Annotated in this window: 11 protein-coding genes; 6 read left to right on the top strand and 5 right to left on the bottom strand. The window is 73.4% G+C overall.

Going from position 1 to position 18,394, the window contains the following annotated elements; translation table 11 throughout:
- Window positions 1–4: 4 nt before the first annotated feature.
- Together HCK00_RS14815 and HCK00_RS14810 are read left to right on the top strand one after the other, a co-directional pair.
- Window positions 5–1,375, top strand: coding sequence for a carbohydrate ABC transporter permease (locus HCK00_RS14815; RefSeq protein WP_168102406.1), 1,371 nt, complete (start codon window positions 5–7; stop codon window positions 1,373–1,375).
- Between the two features lie 53 nt (window positions 1,376–1,428).
- Window positions 1,429–2,319, top strand: a complete 891-nt coding sequence (locus HCK00_RS14810) for a carbohydrate ABC transporter permease (RefSeq protein ID WP_311765342.1) — start codon at window positions 1,429–1,431, stop codon at window positions 2,317–2,319.
- A 167-nt stretch (window positions 2,320–2,486) separates the two neighbouring features.
- Here the strand turns inward: HCK00_RS14810 and HCK00_RS14805 are convergent, their stop codons facing one another.
- Window positions 2,487–3,050, bottom strand: coding sequence for a cysteine hydrolase family protein (locus HCK00_RS14805; RefSeq protein ID WP_168102404.1), 564 nt, complete (start codon window positions 3,048–3,050; stop codon window positions 2,487–2,489).
- Between the two features lie 217 nt (window positions 3,051–3,267).
- Between HCK00_RS14805 and HCK00_RS14800 the strand changes: the two genes are divergently transcribed.
- The gene (locus HCK00_RS14800; protein WP_168102403.1) at window positions 3,268–4,140 is read left to right on the top strand and encodes an alpha/beta hydrolase; all 873 of its coding nucleotides are present in this window, start codon (window positions 3,268–3,270) and stop codon (window positions 4,138–4,140) included.
- 22 nt (window positions 4,141–4,162) lie between these two features.
- On the top strand, window positions 4,163–5,056 hold the full coding sequence (locus HCK00_RS14795) for a Vgb family protein (RefSeq protein ID WP_168102402.1): 894 nt from the start codon (window positions 4,163–4,165) through the stop codon (window positions 5,054–5,056).
- A 72-nt stretch (window positions 5,057–5,128) separates the two neighbouring features.
- Here the strand turns inward: HCK00_RS14795 and HCK00_RS14790 are convergent, their stop codons facing one another.
- Complete coding sequence (locus HCK00_RS14790; RefSeq protein WP_168102401.1) at window positions 5,129–5,566, bottom strand: VOC family protein; 438 nt, start codon at window positions 5,564–5,566, stop codon at window positions 5,129–5,131.
- A 357-nt stretch (window positions 5,567–5,923) separates the two neighbouring features.
- Here HCK00_RS14790 and HCK00_RS14785 point away from each other — a divergent pair, with 357 nt between their 5' ends.
- A complete protein-coding gene (locus HCK00_RS14785; RefSeq protein ID WP_168102400.1) occupies window positions 5,924–6,598 on the top strand; it encodes an Abi family protein in 675 nt (224 codons plus the stop codon).
- Window positions 6,599–6,696: 98 nt separating this feature from the next.
- Complete coding sequence (locus tag HCK00_RS14780; RefSeq protein ID WP_168102399.1) at window positions 6,697–8,451, top strand: glycosyltransferase family 2 protein; 1,755 nt, start codon at window positions 6,697–6,699, stop codon at window positions 8,449–8,451.
- Between the two features lie 144 nt (window positions 8,452–8,595).
- Here the strand turns inward: HCK00_RS14780 and HCK00_RS14775 are convergent, their stop codons facing one another.
- From HCK00_RS14775 to HCK00_RS14765, 3 genes are all read right to left on the bottom strand, one after another.
- Window positions 8,596–9,825 (bottom strand): glycosyltransferase, encoded by a 1,230-nt coding sequence (locus tag HCK00_RS14775; protein WP_168102398.1) that lies wholly within the window; start codon window positions 9,823–9,825, stop codon window positions 8,596–8,598.
- Entirely contained in the window at window positions 9,822–12,761 is a 2,940-nt protein-coding gene (locus HCK00_RS14770; RefSeq protein ID WP_168102536.1) for a bifunctional glycosyltransferase/CDP-glycerol:glycerophosphate glycerophosphotransferase, read from the bottom strand. Before HCK00_RS14770 ends, HCK00_RS14775 begins: the two co-directional genes overlap by 4 nt.
- A 184-nt stretch (window positions 12,762–12,945) precedes the next feature.
- Entirely contained in the window at window positions 12,946–17,958 is a 5,013-nt protein-coding gene (locus HCK00_RS14765; protein WP_168102397.1) for an NAD-glutamate dehydrogenase, read from the bottom strand.
- Window positions 17,959–18,394: the final 436 nt, after the last annotated feature.

Here is an 18,394-nt window from a genome sequence, read left to right as displayed (position 1 = left end):
ACCGATGACGACAGCGACAGCGGGGGGCGCCGCCGAGCCCGGCGCCCCGCCGCCCCCCATCACGCAGCGATCCACGAAGAAGCCCCGGAGCGTGACCGGCACCCGCCGCTGGGTGGCGGTCTGCTTCCTGCTGCCCGCGCTGGTGCTGCTGGCCGCGCTCGTGGTCTACCCGATCGTGTACTCGGTGGTGCGCAGCCTCTTCGACACGGGCGGCTCCACCTTCGTCGGGCTGGACAACTACGGCGAGCTCTTCTCCGACCCCGACACGTTCACCGCGCTGAAGAACAACCTGGTCTGGGTGATCGTCGCCCCCACCGTCTCCACGGCGCTCGGCCTGATCTACGCCGTGCTGACCGAACGGGTCCGCTGGGGCACCGCCTTCAAGATGATCGTCTTCATGCCGATGGCGATCTCCATGCTGGCGGCGGGCATCATCTTCACCCTCGTCTACCAGCAGGACCCCGAGCGCGGCGTGGCCAACGCCGTGTGGGTGGGCGTCCACGACACCTTCACCGAGTCCTCCGCCTACCCGGGCGCCCGGCCACGGCCGAACTCCGGGATGGAGAAGACCGCGGGCGGCTCCTTCACCACGGAGGAGACCGTGCGGGCCGGTGAGTCCACCGGGCTGCCGCTGGTGGGCATACCCCCGGCCAAGGTGCCCGCGGACGCGCGGGACGCCGCGGCGGCCCGCGCCGAGGAGGGGAAGGTCACCGGCACCGTCTGGCTGGACTTCTCCCCCGGCGGGGGCGGCAAGGCCGGCGAGATCGACTCCGGCGAGAAGGCGCTCGCCGGGGTGACGGTCGAGGCGGTGAAGGACGGGAGAACGGTCGCCACCACCACGTCCGGCGAGGACGGGACGTATTCCCTGCCCGCCGCGGCGGACGGCGCCCAGCTCCGGCTGCCCGGGGCCAACTTCGCCCAGCCGTACAACGGCATCAACTGGCTGGGCCCGAACCTCGTCACCCCCGCCATCATCGGCAGCTACATCTGGATGTGGGCCGGGTTCGCCATGGTCCTCATCGCGGCCGGGCTGGCGAGCGTGCCGCGTGAGCTGATGGAGGCCGCGCGGGTGGACGGGGCGACGGAGGGACAGGTCTTCCGCCGGATCACGGTGCCCCTGCTGGCGCCGGTGCTCGCGGTGGTCACCGTCACCCTGATGATCAACGTGTTGAAGGTCTTCGACCTGGTCTACATCCTCGCGCCGGGGGCCACGCAGAACGACGCCAACGTCCTGGCGCTCCAGCTGTATCTGCTCTCCTTCGGCACGGACACCGAGCAGGGCGTCGGCAGCGCGATCGCCGTGATCCTGCTGCTGCTGGTGGTCCCGGTGATGATCTTCAACATCCGCCGTATGCGAAGGGAGCGACGCCGGTGAGCGCCTCGACGGATACGGACACGGCGGGACGGGGCGGGGCGGCAGGCGGCCCCGTGGCGAAGACGGCCGGACCGGAGGCCGGGGACTCCCGCGGTCCCTCGGTCATCTCCCGGCTGTCGGCGCGCGCCAGTGGGGGCGTGGTCCAGGTCGTCCTGGTCCTGATCGCCCTGTTCTGGCTGATGCCCACGGTGGGTCTGCTGATCTCCTCGTTCCGGGGGCCCACGGACATCGCCGAGACCGGCTGGTGGACCGTCTTCAGCCGGCCCGCCCAGCTCACGGCGGAGAACTACGCCAACCTGCTCACCAACGAGACCGTCATGGGCTCGCTGTGGACCACCGTGGCGATCACGGTGCCCTCCACACTGCTGGTGGTCGTCATCGGCGCGCTGGCGGGCTACGCCTTCGCCTGGCTGGACTTCCCCGGCCGGGACTGGTGGTTCATGGTGGTCGTGGGGCTGCTGGTGGTGCCGGTGCAGGTGGCGCTGATCCCGGTGTCCCGCCTCTTCAACACCCTGGGGATCTTCCAGACCCTGGTGGGCGTGGTCCTCTTCCACGTCGCCTTCGGCCTGCCGTTCGCGGTGTTCCTGCTGCGGAACTTCTTCGCGGAGATCCCCCGGGAACTCCTGGAGGCGGCACGGCTGGACGGCGCGGGTGAGATCCGGCTCTTCGCCCGGGTGGTCCTGCCGCTCGGCGGGCCGGCCATCGCCTCGCTGGGGATCTTCCAGTTCCTGTGGGTGTGGAACGACATGCTGGTGGCGCTGATCTTCGCCGACCCGGGCGCGCCCCCGATCACGGTGGCACTCCAGCAGCAGGTCCGCCAGTTCGGCAACAACATCGACGTGCTGGCCTCCGGGGCCTTCCTGTCGATGGTGATCCCGCTCGCGGTCTTCTTCGCCTTCCAGCGCCAGTTCGTCAACGGCGTGATGGCGGGCGCGGTGAAGTAACCGCCCGCGCGCGGGACGGGAAACCCGGCCGGCGCGAGGCGGGGAAACGCACCACGGGGTGCGGCGGGGCCCGAGGACCCGGCCGCACCCCGTGGCCGCACGCGCCGCCCTCCGCGGCTCCGGCTCCCGCGGTCCCCCTGGTTCCCCGGCCCCCGGGCCGGCCTCTCCTACAGCGGCGCGACGGCTCCCACCCACTCCTCGACGGTGACCACGTCCGCGCACCGCGGGAACAACTTCCCCGTGAGCATCCGGTGCACCTCGGGGTCGCGGTCGAGGCATCCATCGGCCAGGACCGTGAGGCCGAAGTCCAGGTCGGCGGCGTGCCACAGGGTGGACAGCACGACACCGCTGGTGGCGATGCCCGTGAGCACGAGGCTGTCGATGCCGCGTGCCCGGAGCACCAGGTCCAGGTCGCTCCCCGAGAACGCGCTCCCCCGCCTCTTGGTGACCACGACCTCACCCCGCCGGGGCGCGACGGCGTCATGGATCGCGGCGCCAGGGGTCCCCTCGGTGCACAGACCGGCCCGCACGATGGCGCCCATCGCCTTGTTGCGGGGGCCGACTCCCGGATCGCCCGGCCGTAACCCGAGCACCACATGGATCACGGGGACACCCGCGGCCCGGGCCCCGTCGATCGCCCCGCGCAGGCGCGGCAGATACCCGGACCCGTCATCGACGAGGGCCACGATGTCCCGCTGGACGTCCATCACCAGAAGCGCGCTGTTCGTCATGGACTGCCGTCCCTTCCCCTTCTCCGCCGGAAAACAGGAGCAAGTCTGGTGCAGCGACCGGGCCCCTGCCCTGCGATCACCAGGTGCTGTCCGGACCCGGCGGCCAGCGGTGCGACCCGTCACCTGCGAAGCCGGGAGGGTGAGGTGGAACCCTAAGGCTCTCCGCACCGGAGAAAACCGGTTGTGACCGCTGTCCTCTCGTGGGCAGGGTACGAGGGTGAAGGGGACAGAGATCGAACTCCCCGTCGCGGACGGGGTCCTGTCGGGGATCGACTTCGGCGGCCGCGGTGCGGGGGTACTGCTGGTCCACGGCAGCGGACACAACGCCGCCGCCTGGACGGATGTGGCATCCCACCTGGTGGGGTCCTGCCATCCGGTCGCCGTCGACCTGCGCGGCCACGGCCGGAGCCGTCCCGTCTCCACCGACGCGGAGCAGTACTGGCGGGACGTGGGCGCCGTCGTCACGGCGCTCTCCTGGGACCGTCCCGTCCTGGTGGGCCACTCCACCGGTGGGTACGCGGTGACCGCGGCCGCCGCGGCGGGCCTGGTCGAACCGGCCGCGCTCTGCGTCGTGGACGGTGCGGTCCTCGACGACCGCGACACGTCGCTCGCGGCGCACGCCTCCATGCGGTCGGCGCGGACGATCGACCACCTCCGGACGGTGTTCCGCTACGGCTGGCAGGCCACCGACGAGCAGATGCACGCCTACGTCGAACAATGCGTACGGGAGGCTGCGGAGGACTGGCTCAACGCCGGGGCCCGGCCCGGGCTCGTCGAAGAGGTCACCCGCCGCTCCTTCCTCCGCTCGGGCCACCGGTGGACACGACGGCCGACCATCGAGGAGATCCTGACCGTCAGTGCCGTCGAGCCCGGCGCACCGGTCTTCCCCAGCGCCGGCGTGTACGAGCGCCTCGCCTGCCCGCTGACGATCGTGCTGGCCGACGACGGCTTCCACGCCGCTCGGCGCGATGAGGTGCGTGCCGTCGTGGACGCCGCCCCCGGCCGCCGGCTGGCCGACATCAGCTCGCACCACAACGTCCCCATGGTCCGGCCCGCCGAACTCGCCGCGATCATTCTCGATCTGCTGTGAACACGAACCACGAGGAGCCGCCGTGCACCCTTCCGACGCCCCGGTCGTCCGGGAAATCTCCGTGGCAGACGGGAAGGCCGGGCCGTACGGCATCACGGCCGGCCACGACGGTGCCCTGTGGCTCACCTTCGTCCACAGCGGCAGCATCGCGCGTCTCACCCTCGACGGCGACCTCACGGTGCATCCCCTGGACTCACCTGCGTGCCGCCCCATGATCATCGCCCCCGGGCCCGACGGCGCCCTCTGGTTCACCCGGTCCCAGGACCACAGGATCGGCCGCATCACCACCGATGGTGCGACGGAGTCCTTCCCGGTGCCAACGCCCGGCAGCGGACCGTTCGGCATCACCGCCGGCCCGGACGGCGCGATGTGGTTCACCGAGATGAACTCCGACCGCATCGGCCGCATCACCGGTGAGGGAGAGGTCACCGAGTTCCCGCTGCCCGTCGCGGGCGGTTTCCCTTCGGCGATCACCACAGGCCCCGACGGCGCCCTGTGGTTCACCCTCAACCAGGGGAACGCGATCGGCCGCATCACCACCGAAGGTGACATCCTCATTCACCCACTGCCGACCCCGGAGGCCGCCCCCGTCGGCATCACCGGTGACGGCACGGCCTTGTGGTTCGTCGAGATCGCAGCGGGCCGGATCGGCAGGATCACGGTGGACGGTGACATCACCGAGTTCCCCCTCCCCGACCGCACCGCCAAACCCCATGCCATTGCCGCGGTCTCCACCGGAAGCTGCTGGTTCACCGAGTGGGGCGCCAACCGCGTCGGTCACATCACCTCGAGCGGCGAGGTCACCGAATACGACCTGCCGTCACCGTCGTCCGAACCCCACGGCATCGCGCTGGGGCCCGACGGTGCCCTCTGGGTCGCTCTGGAGACGGGAGGGGTGGCGCGGGTGACTCCGTGACCCGGAAGCCGAAAGCGGGGACTCCGGGGCCGGAGGCCGAGAGGCGGGAGAAACCGATGCGCGAGCGTCCCGTCAGCTCTTCCGCAATTCCTCGGCGAGCATCACGATGATGCCGCTGGGACCACGGACATATGCGAGCTTGTAGATGTCCCGATAGGTCGCCACTCCGCGAAGCGGTCGGCATCCGTGCTTCGCCGCCGTCTCAAGGGCTTGGCCGATGTCGTCGACCGAGAAGGCGACGCGATGCATGCCGATCTCGTTGGGCCGCGTCGGCTCCGTCTCGATCGCTTCGGGGTGGATGTACTCGAAGAGTTCAAGGCGGCCGTGACCGTCCGGCGTCTGAAGCATCGCGATGTCGGCGTGATTGCCGTCGAGTCCGACGGCGGTATCGGTCCACTCACCACTGACCGTGTCACGGCCGACGACCGTGAGGCCGAGGTCGGTGAAGAAAGAGATCGCTGCTTCGAGGTCACGCACGGCGATCCCGACGTTCTCGAATCTGATGGCCATGCGGTGCATGCTAGCGATCCGGGCCGATCGAGTGTCCCCGGACGGGACGCATCAGAGCACCAGGTCACCGCCGAGGCCGACCGCGCCTGCCCGCCGGCGGCGACCCGGTCACGGATCTCGAACCGGTGTGAGATGAAGGGCGAAGACGCCGAGGGCTTCCTTCATCTCATCAAGCAGACGGCGGCCACCCGATCCGGCGGCGGTCCCGATTCGGGCGCTGAAAGCGCGAGGACCGCACGGCTGAATCGTGCGGTCCTCGGCTGATGTCTGAACCCTGGGGTGTGGCCTGCCTCTTTCGGGGCTACCAGGGACGAATCCAGGGTCTTCGTCGCCCAGTCTACCTACGATTACCCCACCATGCACAGCACGCCGCCCACCAGCATCAAGCCGCCGGACGACAAGGCCGTCATCGAGCTGATCAGCCCTGACCGGCTGACCCCCTACCTGAGCGCATGCGCCGGTGACTCCACCGCCGCGCTCGCGCTGTACCAGTGGAACGGTGACCTCGCCGCAGCCTTCTTCGAACCGCTCGGGCACCTGGAGATCATGCTGCGCAACGCGCTGGACGCACGGCTCGTCATACGCCAGCAGCGCCGGGGCCACACCCTCGAGTGGTACATCGACCGGCAGGTCCCCCTCAGCGGCAAGGCTCGCGACGACATCGCCCAGGCCCGAGAGCGCGCGGGGCGGGGCGGTACTGCTGCGACCGCGCCGCGCGGGAAGGTCATCGCGGAGCTGAGCTTCGGCTTCTGGCGCTTCCTGCTGGCACGCCAGTACAGAACCAGTCTGTGGCCCGACCTCGCGGCTGCCTTCCCTCACGCCCCCAACCGTGCCCTGACCACGGTGGAAGAGCCGGTCAAGCGGCTGCACAAGTTCCGCAACCGCATCGCTCACCACGAGGCGATCTGGCACCTGCCCCTCGAAGCCCGCCGGGATGACATCCAGGCCGTACTCGGCTTCATAGCGCCGGCCGCCGCGGCGTGGGTCGCCGACACCTCCCGCATCGACGACGTCCTCACCCGTCGTCCCTGAGCCCGGCTCTGGTGGTGGCTCGTGCCCTGGCCCGGGGCACGTTTCCCGCCGGAGGCGTGGGCGGCAGCCCCGAGCTGCGGAATATAACCTTTGCCCCCATGGACAGTGGTATGCCGCCGGAGGTGGCGCCCGAGCCCGGCCGGGTCAGCGTGATCGTCATCGGCTACAACGACGCCGCGCACATCAGGGCCGCCGTGCTCTCCGCGCTGGAGCAGGGGCCCGTCGTCCGCGAGGTGATCGCCGTGGACGACGCCTCCACCGACGGTACCGGCGTGCTCCTCGACCGGCTGGCCACCCGCCACCCCCGGCTGACGGTACGCCACCGCACCGTCAACAGCGGCGGCTGCGGCAGTCCCCGCAACGACGGGCTGCGCCAGGCCACGGCCCCGTACGTGATGTTCCTCGACAGCGACGACGTGCTCCCGCCGGGCGCCGTGGCGGCCCTGCTCGCCGCGGCGGGGCGGCACTCCGCGCCGGTCGTCGCCGGTGCCTGCGTCCGGCGGGAGCTGCCGCGCCGCCGCGACACCCGCTGGCAGCGCGCGCTCTACCTGGGCGAGGCCGTGCACGACTCCCCCGAACTGCAGCCGCGCCTGGTCCGCGACACCCTCTGCGTCAACAAGCTGTACGACCGGGCCTTCCTCGCCGCGCACGAGATCACCTTCCCCGAAGGGCCGTTCCGCTACGAGGACTTCGTCTTCACCGCCCGGGTGCTGGCCGCCGGCCCGCGGATCGCCGTCATCCCCGACACCGTCTACATCTGGCACGTCCGCCGGGACGCCGCCCGGCCGTCGATCTCCCTGGACCGGCAGCGGGTGGACGGCTGGCGGGCGCGGCTGGCCGCGCACCGGCTGGCCGTGGACACCCTGGAACTGGCCGGCCGGCGGCGCCTCGCGCACGCCGCGCGGGTGAAGTTCCTCGACCACGACCTGCGGATGTACCTGCGCGAACTCGGGAGGCGGGACGAGGAGCACCGCGCCGCCTGGTGGCATCTGACCCAGGACTACCTGGAGACCTTCGGCGAGGAGGATCTGCTGGCGGCGCGCGCCCCGGCCCGGTGGATCGCCCGGGTGGTCTCCACCACCGACTGGCCGCGCGACCTGGAGCGGCTGGCCGGGCTCGCCGTCCACCCGGCGCGGTTGCTGCCCCCGTACACCCGGGTCAACGGCGTGCCGGTGTGGGCCGTCGACCTGCCGTCCGTGCCGCTGGACCGGGTCGACGAGGCGCCGCTGCACCGGCTGCCCGTCACCGTGGACGGCGCCCTCCGGGCGAACAGCCGTTCCCCCGGCCCGCGCCTGCGCGACCGGGGCGGACGCCTCGACCCCGCCGGGCCCGGCGGCGGGCGGGGCACCGGCGGGACGGGCGCCACCCGGCTCCGGCTCGTGCTGGCCCTGCGCGTGCACGAGCTGTACGGGCGGCTGACCGCCGCCGGCGGCCCCGTCTCCGTCGACGTGGAGCTGCGCCACCGCGACGACGGCCGGCTGGGTCTCACCCGCAGCGCCCTGCTCACCCGCGACGACACCCCCACCCCCTCCTGGACCGCCGAACTCCTGCTCCACCTGGGCGAGCGGGCCTCCGGCGCGTCCTTCGCCGGCGGCGACCCGGACGGGGCGCCCGAGGTGTGGGACGTCCGGGTACGGGTGCGCTGCGCCGACGGCGGCTCCGTCTACACGGGTGTGCGCGCCGTGGGACCACTGCCGCGCCGCAGGCTCGTCGCCGGGCGCGGCGGGCTGCTGCTGGTCCACCCCGGCGCGGCGGCGGGCGGCTCGCTCGTCCTGCGGGTGTCCCAGGGCCCGCGCGGCGCGCTGCGGGTGGCGGGACGGGCGCTGCGGCGGGGGCTGCCGGGGAGGCGGTGACGGGAGGCACGGCGGGGGCGCACGGCAGGGAGGCACGGCGGGCGCGCACGGCCGGGGTGCGCGGCGGGGGTCTGCGCGCCGGGCGGACGGCGCGCGTGCCGGGCGGGTGCCGGGCAGACGGCGCGGGTGCCGGGCGGGGAGCGTTCAGCGGTCGATCTCGTCGAACAGTTCCTCCCAGCGGTCCAGCACGGCGGGGAGCGCGAGGGGGGCCACATGCTCCCGGGCCGCGCGCCCGTACGCCGTCCGGAGCGCGTCGTCCGCCACCAGTTCGCGCAGCGCGGCGGTGAACGCGGCCCGGTCCCCCGCCCGGACGAGCCGGCCCGTGCGGCCGTCCGCCACCAGTTCCCGCACCCCGCCGGAGAGGTCGAAGCTCACCGCGGGCACCCCGCAGGCCGCCGCCTCGGCCACGGCCATCGGCCGTCCCTCGCGCTCGCTGGTGAGGGCCAGTACCGAGACCTCCCGGTAGGCGGCGGCCACATCGCGCACGGCGCCCCGGAAGACCACCCGTTCCGCGCAGCCGAGCCGCGCCGCCCGCTCGCGCAGCACGGGCTCCAGCGGGCCCTCCCCGAAGAAGTGCAGCTCCCAGCCGGGATGGTCGGGCGCCAGGGCCGCGAACGCGTCCACCAGCCGGTCCAGCCGCTTGACCTCCTCCAGCCGGCCGACGGCGCCGATCCGGCGGGTGTCGAGCGGTGCGGGGGCGGGCGGGGTGAAGGGCAGCGGGTTCGGCATGTACGCGGCGTTCGGCAGCCGCTCCCGGCGGAAGGCCGCCGCGTCCCCCTCGCTGAGGAAGAGCGCCTTCTCCAGCCGGGGGTAGTGACGCAGGATCAGCCCGAGGTTCCGCGAGGCCCGGGCCTGCGCGAACGACTCGTGGTACTGCCCGATGCCCTTGAGATGCGGCCAGTGCAGGGCCAGCAGCCAGTCGGCGGCCCAGGGCGAGCCGATGACGACGTACCCCCGCTCCACGGCGGCGAACCGGCGGAGCAGCCGCTCCCGGGCCCGGGACCGCTCCGCCCGGGCGGCCCGCGTCCCCAGCACCCGGGCGGGGGCGAGACGTTCGCCGAGGGTACGGGCCGGCGGGCGGCGCGGGGGCGCCGGCGCGGAGTACAGCGTGCTGTGCCGATAGGCGGGGCCGCCCCGGTGCGGGTAGCGGTACGGCTCCGGGCTCGGGCGGATGCCGATGAGCTCCACGCGGTGCCCGCGCTCCCCGAACCCCTGGGCGAGGGTGTGCAGCACGCGCTGGGAGCCGCCCATCGAGTCGACGTCGATGCCGACCAGGAAGACGGCGCGGGAGCCGCGGTGACGGCCGGGCCGGTGGCCGGTCCGGGGCCGGTGGCCGGGCCGGGGACCGCTCCGGGCCCGGTCGTCGCCGTTCATCGCGCGCCCTCCGCGAAGAGCCGGTCGACCACCGTCCCGCTCGCGCGCCCGTTCTCCCGGGCGGTGAACCGCGCCCGGAAGCGGGCGTGGGCGCCGGCCCACTCGGCGGCCACCCGGTCCAGCTCCCGCACCGCCGTGACCAGCTCGGCCGTGGTGGACAGCAGCGGCCCAGGGGCGATCTCCGGCAGCTCGTAGTACGTCCCGCGCGAGCCGCCGCGGTACTCCTCGTAGTCGTCGGCGAAGAGCAGGATCGGCCGGTCCAGCAGCGCGTAGTCGAACATCAGCGAGGAGTAGTCCGTGACCAGCGCGTCCGAGGCCAGCAGCAGGTCGCTCACCTCGGTGAACCCCCGGCCGTCGCGGACCGCGTGGCCCAGCCCGGGCGGGACGGTGAACCGCTCGTAGGGGTGCGGGCGGACGACCACCGTCCACTCCGCGCCGACCCCCGCCACCAGCTCCGCCAGGTCCACCCGGACCGAGTCGCCGGTGCCCCGCAGCCCGTCCCGGAAGGTCGGGGCGTACAGCAGGCCCCGCCGCCCGTCCGGGATCTGCAACCGGTGGCGCGCGTCCGCCGCGCTCCTCAGCTGCGCGGGCTCGTCCCGGCGCACCAGGACGTCGTTGCGCGGCAGCCCGCAGCGGAGCAGCTCCCCGGTGTAGCCGTTGGCACGGACGAAGGTGCGTTCGAACTCCTCGCTGGGCGCGACGAGCAGGTCCCAGCGGATGACGGCCTCCCGGTGGCGCCGCCGCGGCTCCTCGCCGCCCAGCCGCAGCTCCGGGGTGTCGAACCCCATGTGCTTGACGGCCTGCCCGTGCCAGGTCTGCAGATAGCGGGTCTCCGGGCGCTTGGCGTAACCCGGCGGGATGCCGTGCGAGTCCACCCAGGTACCGGCGCGCGCCAGCGTCCGGACGTAGGCCCAGCTCCCGCGCCGGACGAGCGCCACCCCCGGCGGGAAGGACGAGCGGTCCCCGGTGTACGACCACACGCAGCGGTACGGCAGCCCCCGGCGCACCAGCTCCTCGTGGATACGGCGCGGGCTGTCCGCGTAGCCGCGTCCCTCCATGGCCTCGAAGAGCACGAGGTCCTTCTCCACGGGCAGCCGCCACAGCTCCCGCTCGACCAGCGCCTTCAGCCGCGGCCCGGTGAGCCGGCGGCGGAGCCGCAGTGCGGCGCCGTGCGCCGGGCCGAGGCGGGGCGCCAGCCCGGCGGCGGCGCGCAGCGCGCCCGCGCGCTCCCAGACCAGCTCCAGCCGCCCGGCGCCGCGCTCCTCGCAGCCGGCGGAGACGCGGTGGCCCGCCAGCGGCCCCGCCCGGGGCAGCAGCGCCCGCAGCGGGCGCAGGCCGAGCGGGGCGAGCAGCGGGTCGCTGCGGGAGAGGCCGTGGCGGCGGAGGACCACCGACGGGTGGCGGCGGCCGGCGAAACCCTGCGGGCGGAGCGGGACACGGCGCAGGTCGAGGAGGATCTCGGCGGTGTACTCACGGCCCGCGGGGCCGGGGGCCTCCGGGCCGGGGACGTCCCGGCCAGGGGCATCGGCGCCGGCGCCGTCCGGACCGGAGAGGGCCGGACCGGAGACGCCCGGCCGGGGGGCGGCCGCGCCCTCGGCGGCGCGGTAGCGGAACGGGAGCGTCAGTGCGGGCCCCCCGGCGCTCAGCCGCACCTCCGCCGTCAGCCCGTCCGCCCGGCCGGCGCCGAGGGTGTCGGCGAGCAGTCCCGCCGGGTCGTAGGTGCGCAGCCCCAGCCGGAGCAGCGGCCCCTCGGGGACGAGTGTCTCCACCTCGTGGCGTATCCGGCCGCCGGTGAACGGCTGTTCGGTCAGTCGCCATTCGGTGATGTCCAGGTCGTCCGCGGCGGGCCCGGACGGCACCTCCCGCCCCCAGTACGTCCGCCCGCGGCCGTCCCGTACGGCGTGGCGCGGCGCGAGGTGCGGCCGGCCGAGGGCGCGGGCGCACTGCCGGACCTCGGCGTGGCGGCCCTCGCGCAGCAGCCGCAGGCACACCCGCTCGTCCCGGGGCTGGGCGGCCAGGGCCTCCGGCGCCAGCTCGGCCAGATAGGGGACGGTCTCGGCCGCGAACCGGCGGGCCCACTCCTCCCCGCGGAAGGCCAGGTCACCGAGGTGGAGCCGGAGATCGTGGCGGAGGAACTTGGCGTCCTTGGCGGGGCGGAGGTCGGCGTTGCCGGTGGCGCCCAGGAAGTCGTCGATCATCCGGGCCACGGCGATCCGGTCGGTCACGTTGCGGATCAGGTGGCGGCTGGAGGAGATCGACGGCCGGCCCGGGCCGGCCGCGAGCCGCCAGCGGTAGACCGGCCACGGAACCACGGCGAACCGGTGGGCGTGGGCGAAGGCCTGGGCGGAGAAGAGCTGGTCCTCGTAGTGGACGCCCTCGGGGAAGCGCAGCCGGTGCCGGGCGACGAAGGCGGCCGAGTAGAGCTTGTTGGTGGACAGGTGATCGAAGAAGAACTCCGGCGCCTCCCGGATGCCCTCGATCACGCGTTCGTCCGCGAAGAGTTCCGGGTACCACAGCCCGGTGGTGCCGCTGTCCTCGTACACCCGGACGACCTCACCCGTGACGAAATCCGCCCCCGTGCGCTCGGCCGTCAGCAGCAGCGACTTGCAGGCGTGGCGCGGCAGTTCGTCATCGCTGTCGAGGAACATCAGCCAGGGGGCGCGCGCCTCGGCGATGCCGCGGTTGCGAGGCGCGCTACAGCCCCCGCTGTTCGCGGGCAGCCGGACGGCGCGCACGCGCTCCGGGTCCGCGGCGGCCAGCCGCCGCGCCACCTCGTACGAGCCGTCGGTGGAGTGGTCGTCGACGATCACCACCTCGACGGCCCGGAGGGTCTGGCCGAGGACGGAGCGCACGGCGGCCGGGAGCCGCCCGGCGTCGTTGTAGACGATCAGGATCACCGAGACGTCCGGACCCCGCCGCCCCTCTCCGGTCGCCATGCTCACCTCCGCCTTCTGCCTCCCCGGCGGACTGAACGGGGCAGAACGGGACCAACCGCCTCCCATCGTACGGACCCCCGGCCCGATCCGCGCGGGGAGCGGCCGTGCCCCCCACGCGCCGGGGGCCCGGGGCGCGGCCGGTCACCGCGCTCCGGGCCCCCGGCCCGCCGTGCTGCGCCCGCCGTCAGCGGTGCGCGCGCAGCAGCGTCCGCATGGTCCGCATGGCGACGGAGAGATTGGCCAGGTCGAAGGAGTCCGAGCCGTGGATCTCGTCCAGCGTGGCCCGGGCGCGGGCCAGGATCGCGGCGTTCTTCCGCTGCCAGGCCTCGAACCGCTGGGCGGGCGAGGAGGTGGCGTCGCCGGCCGCGAGCACGTCGGCGGTGAGCGCCGCGTGGGCCGCGTAGAGGTCCTCCCGGATGGCGGCGCGGGCCATCGACTGCCAGCGGTCGGAACGGGGCAGTTCGATGATCCGGTCCATCAGCCGGCTGATCCGCAGCCGGTCCCCGAGGTCGTAGTAGACCTCGGCGACGTCCAGCACGGCCTTCTCCGTGCGGTCCGCGATGGCCACGATCTCCAGCGCCGGGAACACCGAGGAGAACCCGGCCACCCGCTGCGCCAGCTCACCGGGGACCCCGGCGGCGGTGAGGTCGTCCAGGATGCCCTGGTACCAGTCGAGGTCGGCGCCCTTGAGCAGCTTGGGCAGGTGGGCCCGGACGGCCTCCACCCGCTCGCCGAAGAAGTCGATCGTCTCGGCGATCTCCACCGGCTGCGGCCGGTTGTTGAGCAGCCAGCGCGAGGCCCGCTCCACCAGCCGCCGCGAGTGCAGCCGGACGCGGGTCTGGACGGCGGCCGGGACCTCGGTGTCCAGCGCCTCCACCTCGTCCCACACGCCGGCCAGGCCGAAGATCACGCGGGCCGCGGTCTGCGCCCGGACGATCTCCTCCGTGGAGGCCCCCGTCTCCTCCCGCATGCGGTGCAGGTAGGTGGTGCCGGCGCTGTTGACCGTGTCGTTGACCAGCACCGTGGTGATGATCTCGCGGCGCAGCGGGTGGGCCTCGATCTGCTCCGCGAACCGCTCGCGCAGCGGCCGCGGGAAGTAGGCGTGCAGCAGCCGGCGCAGGTACGGGTCGTCCGGGAGGCCGGTGGAGATCAGCTCCTCGGCCGAGATGATCTTGTCGTAGGCGAGGATCACGGCCAGCTCCGGCTGGGTGAGGCCGCGCCCGGCGGCCAGCAGCTCCTTGATCTGCCGGTCCGCGGGGAGGAACTCCAGGCCCCGGTCGAGATCGCCGGAGGCCTCCAGCCGGCGCATGGCGCGCTGGTGGGCGTGGAGCAGGCTCGGCGCCTGGGCGACGGCGTTGGCCATGGCGACGTTCTGCGCGTAGTTGTTCCGCAGCACCAGGGCGCCGACCTCGTCGGTCATCTCCGCCAGCAGCTTGTTGCGCTGCTTGAGGGTGAGGTCACCGTCCGAGACCAGGCCGTTGAGCAGGATCTTGATGTTCACCTCGTGGTCGGAGGTGTCCACCCCGGCGCTGTTGTCGATCGCGTCGGTGTTCACCCGGCCGCCGTCACCGTCCGGTCCGCCGTGCCGGGCGAACTCGATGCGGCCGAGCTGCGTGGCGCCGAGGTTGCCGCCCTCACCGATGACCTTGGCACGGACGTCCCGCCCGTTGACGCGGATGGCGTCGTTGGCCTTGTCCCCCGCGTCGGCGTGGCTCTCCGCGGAGGCCTTGACGTAGGTGCCGATGCCGCCGTTCCACAGCAGGTCCACCGGCGCGCTGAGGATGGCCTTCATCAGCTCGGCGGGGGTCATCTTGCCCACCGAGTCGTCGATCCCCAGCGCCTTGCGGACCTGCGGGCCCACCGGCACCGACTTGGCCGAGCGGGGGTGGATCCCGCCGCCGGGCGAGAGCAGCGAGACGTCGTAGTCCGCCCAGGAGCTGCGCGGCAGTTCGAAGAGCCGCCGCCGCTCGGCGTAGGAGATCGCCGCGTCGGGGTTGGGGTCGAGGAAGATGTGCCGGTGGTCGAAGGCGGCGACCAGGCGGATGTGCTCGCTCAGCAGCATGCCGTTGCCGAAGACGTCCCCGGACATGTCACCGACGCCGACGACCGTGAAGTCCTCGGACTGCGTGTCGTGGCCCAGCTCGCGGAAGTGGCGCTTCACCGACTCCCAGGCACCGCGGGCGGTGATGCCCATGCCCTTGTGGTCGTAGCCCGCGGAACCGCCGGAGGCGAAGGCGTCGCCGAGCCAGAAGCCGTAGGCGGTGGCCACCTCGTTGGCGATGTCGGAGAAGGACGCGGTGCCCTTGTCCGCGGCGACGACGAGATAGGTGTCGTCCCCGTCGTGGCGGACGACGTCCCGCGGGTGGACCACCTCGCCGCCGACCAGGTTGTCGGTGATGTCGAGCAGACCCGAGATGAAGGTGCGGTAGCAGGCGATGCCCTCGGCCAGCCACGCGTCCCGGTCCGTGGCCGGGTCGGGCAGCCGCTTGCCGACGAAGCCGCCCTTGGCGCCCACCGGCACGATCACGGTGTTCTTCACCATCTGCGCCTTGACCAGGCCCAGGATCTCGGTGCGGAAGTCCTCCCGCCGGTCGGACCAGCGCAGCCCGCCCCGGGCCACCTTGCCGAACCGCAGGTGGACGCCCTCGACGCGCGGCGAGTAGACCCAGATCTCGTACGCCGGGCGGGGCGCGGGCAGATCGGGGATCGCCTGCGGGTCGAGCTTGAAGGAGACGTAGCCGTGCCAGCGCACGGTGTCGCCCCCGGCCTCGCCCTCCCCCTGGCCGGCGGGGCCGTCCGCCCGCTGGAAGTGGTTGGTCCGCAGGGTGGCGTTGATCACCGTGAGGAAGGAGCGCAGGATGCGGTCCTCGTCCAGGCTCGCCACCTGGTCCAGCGCGCCGTCCAGCTCCTCCAGCAGCCCGTCGGTCAGCTCCCGCCCGGCGTTCCGGCGCGCGGGGGAGAGCCGCGCCTCGAACAGGCTCACCAGCAGTCGCGTGGTGTGGACGTTGTGGCGGAGGGTGGCCTCCATGTACTCCTGGCTGAAGGTGGAGCCCGCCTGCCGCAGGTACTTGGCGTAGGCGCGCAGCACCATCGCCTGCCGCCAGGTCAGCCCGGCGCTGAGCACCAGGGCGTTGAAGCCGTCGTTCTCCGCCTCGCCCGTCCAGACGGCCGCGAAGGCGTCCTGGAAGCGGTCGCGGGCGTCCTCGCCCAGGTACTCGCCACCGACCGCGGGCATCCGCAGGCCGAAGTCGTAGATCCAGGCGGTGGTGCGGTCGGCGCAGCGCAGCTCGTAGGGGCGCTCGTCGACGACCTCCACGCCCAGCGCCTGGAGGACGGGCAGCACGGCGGAGAGGGAGACCTGCTCGCCCGCCCGGTAGATCTTGAACCGGCGCTCACCCGGCGCCGCCCCCACCGGCTGGTACAGGCTGAGCGCGAAGTCCCGCTCGTCCCGGGACAGCTGCTCCAGGTGGAGCAGGTCGGCGACGGCGCTGCGCGGGGAGTGGTCGGCCTTGTACCCCTCGGGGAAGGCGCCGCCGTACCGGCGGGCCAGCTCCGCGGCGTGCTCCTCGCCCAGCTCGGTGTGGAGCGCCTCGGCGAAGCCGTCGGTCCAGGAGCGGGAGGCCTCGGCGAGGCGGGCCTCGATCCGCTCGGCGTCCTCGTCGGTGAGGACCGGGAGCTGCGTGCCGGGCTCCACCCGGATGACGAAGTGCAGCCGGGAGAGGACCGACTCGGTGTTCCAGGCGGTGAAGTCGACGCTGGTGCCGCCCAGTTCCTCCTTGAGGATGTCGATCAGCCGCAGCCGGACGGTGGTGTTGAAGCGGTCCCGCGGCAGGTAGACCAGGGCCGAGTAGTAGCGGCCGTACTCCTCCTGGCGCAGGTAGAGGCGGAGCCGGCGGCGCTCCTGGAGGTAGAGCACGCTGGTGGCGATGGAGCGGAGCTGGTCGGCGGGGATCTGGAACAGCTCGTCGCGCGGGTAGGTCTCCAGGATCTGGAGCAGGTCCCGGCCGTCGTGGCTGTGCGGGTCGAAGCCCGCGTCGGCCAGGACCCCGGCCACCTTGCGGCGGACCACCGGCACCCGCGTGACGGACTCGGTGTACGCGGCGGAGGAGAACAGGCCGAGGAAGCGGCGCTCGCCGGTGACGTTGCCGTGGGCGTCGAACTTCTTCACGCCGACGTAGTCGAGGTAGGACGGGCGGTGCACGGTGGCCCGGCTGTTGGCCTTGGTGAGCACCAGCAGGCGGTGCTCCCGCGCCTTCGCCCGCGCGTCGGCCGGCAGCCGGCTGAAGGAGGAGGAGAGCGGGTGGCCCTCGCGGTCGCGCCGGTGGCTCGGGTCGGACCGCAGGAAGCCCAGGCCCGTGCCGGGCACGGCGCTGAGGACGTCCTCCTCGCCGCCACTCTCCCCGGCCGTGGTGGTCAGGTCGTACTCGCGGTAGCCGAGGAAGGTGAAGTGGTCCGCGGCGAGCCAGCGCAGCAGCTCCTGGGCCTCCTCGACCTCCTGCGCGGGCACCGTGCCCGGGACCGGCTCCTCGGCCAGGGCGTCGGCGAGGCGCAGCGCGGTGCCGTGCATCTTGCCCCAGTCCTCGACGGCCTCCCGCACGTCGGAGAGGACCCGGCGCAGGTCGGCGGTGATCTGCTGGAGGTCGGCGCGGTCGGTCTCCCGGTCGATCTCGACGTGGATCCAGGACTCGCGGAGGGCGTCCTGCGGGTACTCGGCGTCCGACGCGGGCGCGCCCAGCACCTCGATCAGCTCTCCGGTGACGTCCCGGCGCACCATGACCTGCGGGTGGACCACCACGTGGATGCCGCGCCCCTGCCGGGACAGCTCGTTGGTGACGGAGTCCACCAGGAACGGCATGTCGTCGGTGACCACCTCCACCACGGAGTGGCTGCACGTCCAGCCGTTCTCCTCGACCGTGGGGGTGTGCACCCGCACGTCGGCCGTGCCCTGCGGGCGGGACTCGGCCAGCCGGAAGTGGGAGAGCGCCGCGCCGAGGACGTCGACCGGGTCCCGGCCGACCAGGTCCTCCGCGGCGGTGTGCCGGTAGTAGAGCCGGAGGTGGCCGGCGAGGGCCTCCTCGTCGAGGACCCCGTCGCGGTGGAACCCGGCGGGCTGGACACTCCCGGCCTGGCTCTTCCCGGCGACCCGGGCCGCTCGCGCGAGCAGCTCGGCCTTGGCTTCGTCCAGCTTGTTCAGCATGTCGTTCAGACTCCTGTCGCGCGCCGTTGCGTGACGTGGGTACGAGTGGCGGTACGCCGCGGCGCCGGATGTGCGGGCGCGGGCGGTGCGGTGATGCCGGGACGGTGGGGAAACGAGCCCTCGGGGGCCATGGTCGGCCGCCGTGCCCCGGCCCGCGAACCGGTGACGCCGGCAGCGCCGGTGGCGCTCCCGGCGGGACGGCTCGGGGCGCGGTGGCGCACGGCTCCGCGGCACACCGGACGGCGCGACAGAGCCACCGGACCGCACCGCGGGCAGGGGCCCCGACGGCGACGGCCGGACGAGGGGGCGGCGCTGCCCCCACGGGATATCGCGCTGATCACGGCCCCAGGCTATCGCTCCGCGCGAGGACCCGGTCATGAGCCGATTATTCAGAACCCCGGGGTGAACTTTGACGGAGTGGACAGTGACAGGGGAG

It is taken from the genome of Streptomyces zingiberis (genome assembly GCF_012034935.1).
In the GTDB taxonomy this organism is placed as follows: domain Bacteria; phylum Actinomycetota; class Actinomycetes; order Streptomycetales; family Streptomycetaceae; genus Streptomyces; species Streptomyces zingiberis.
The sequence above is the reverse complement of the archived record's forward strand: the minus strand, read 5'-3'. Positions and strand labels throughout refer to the sequence as shown.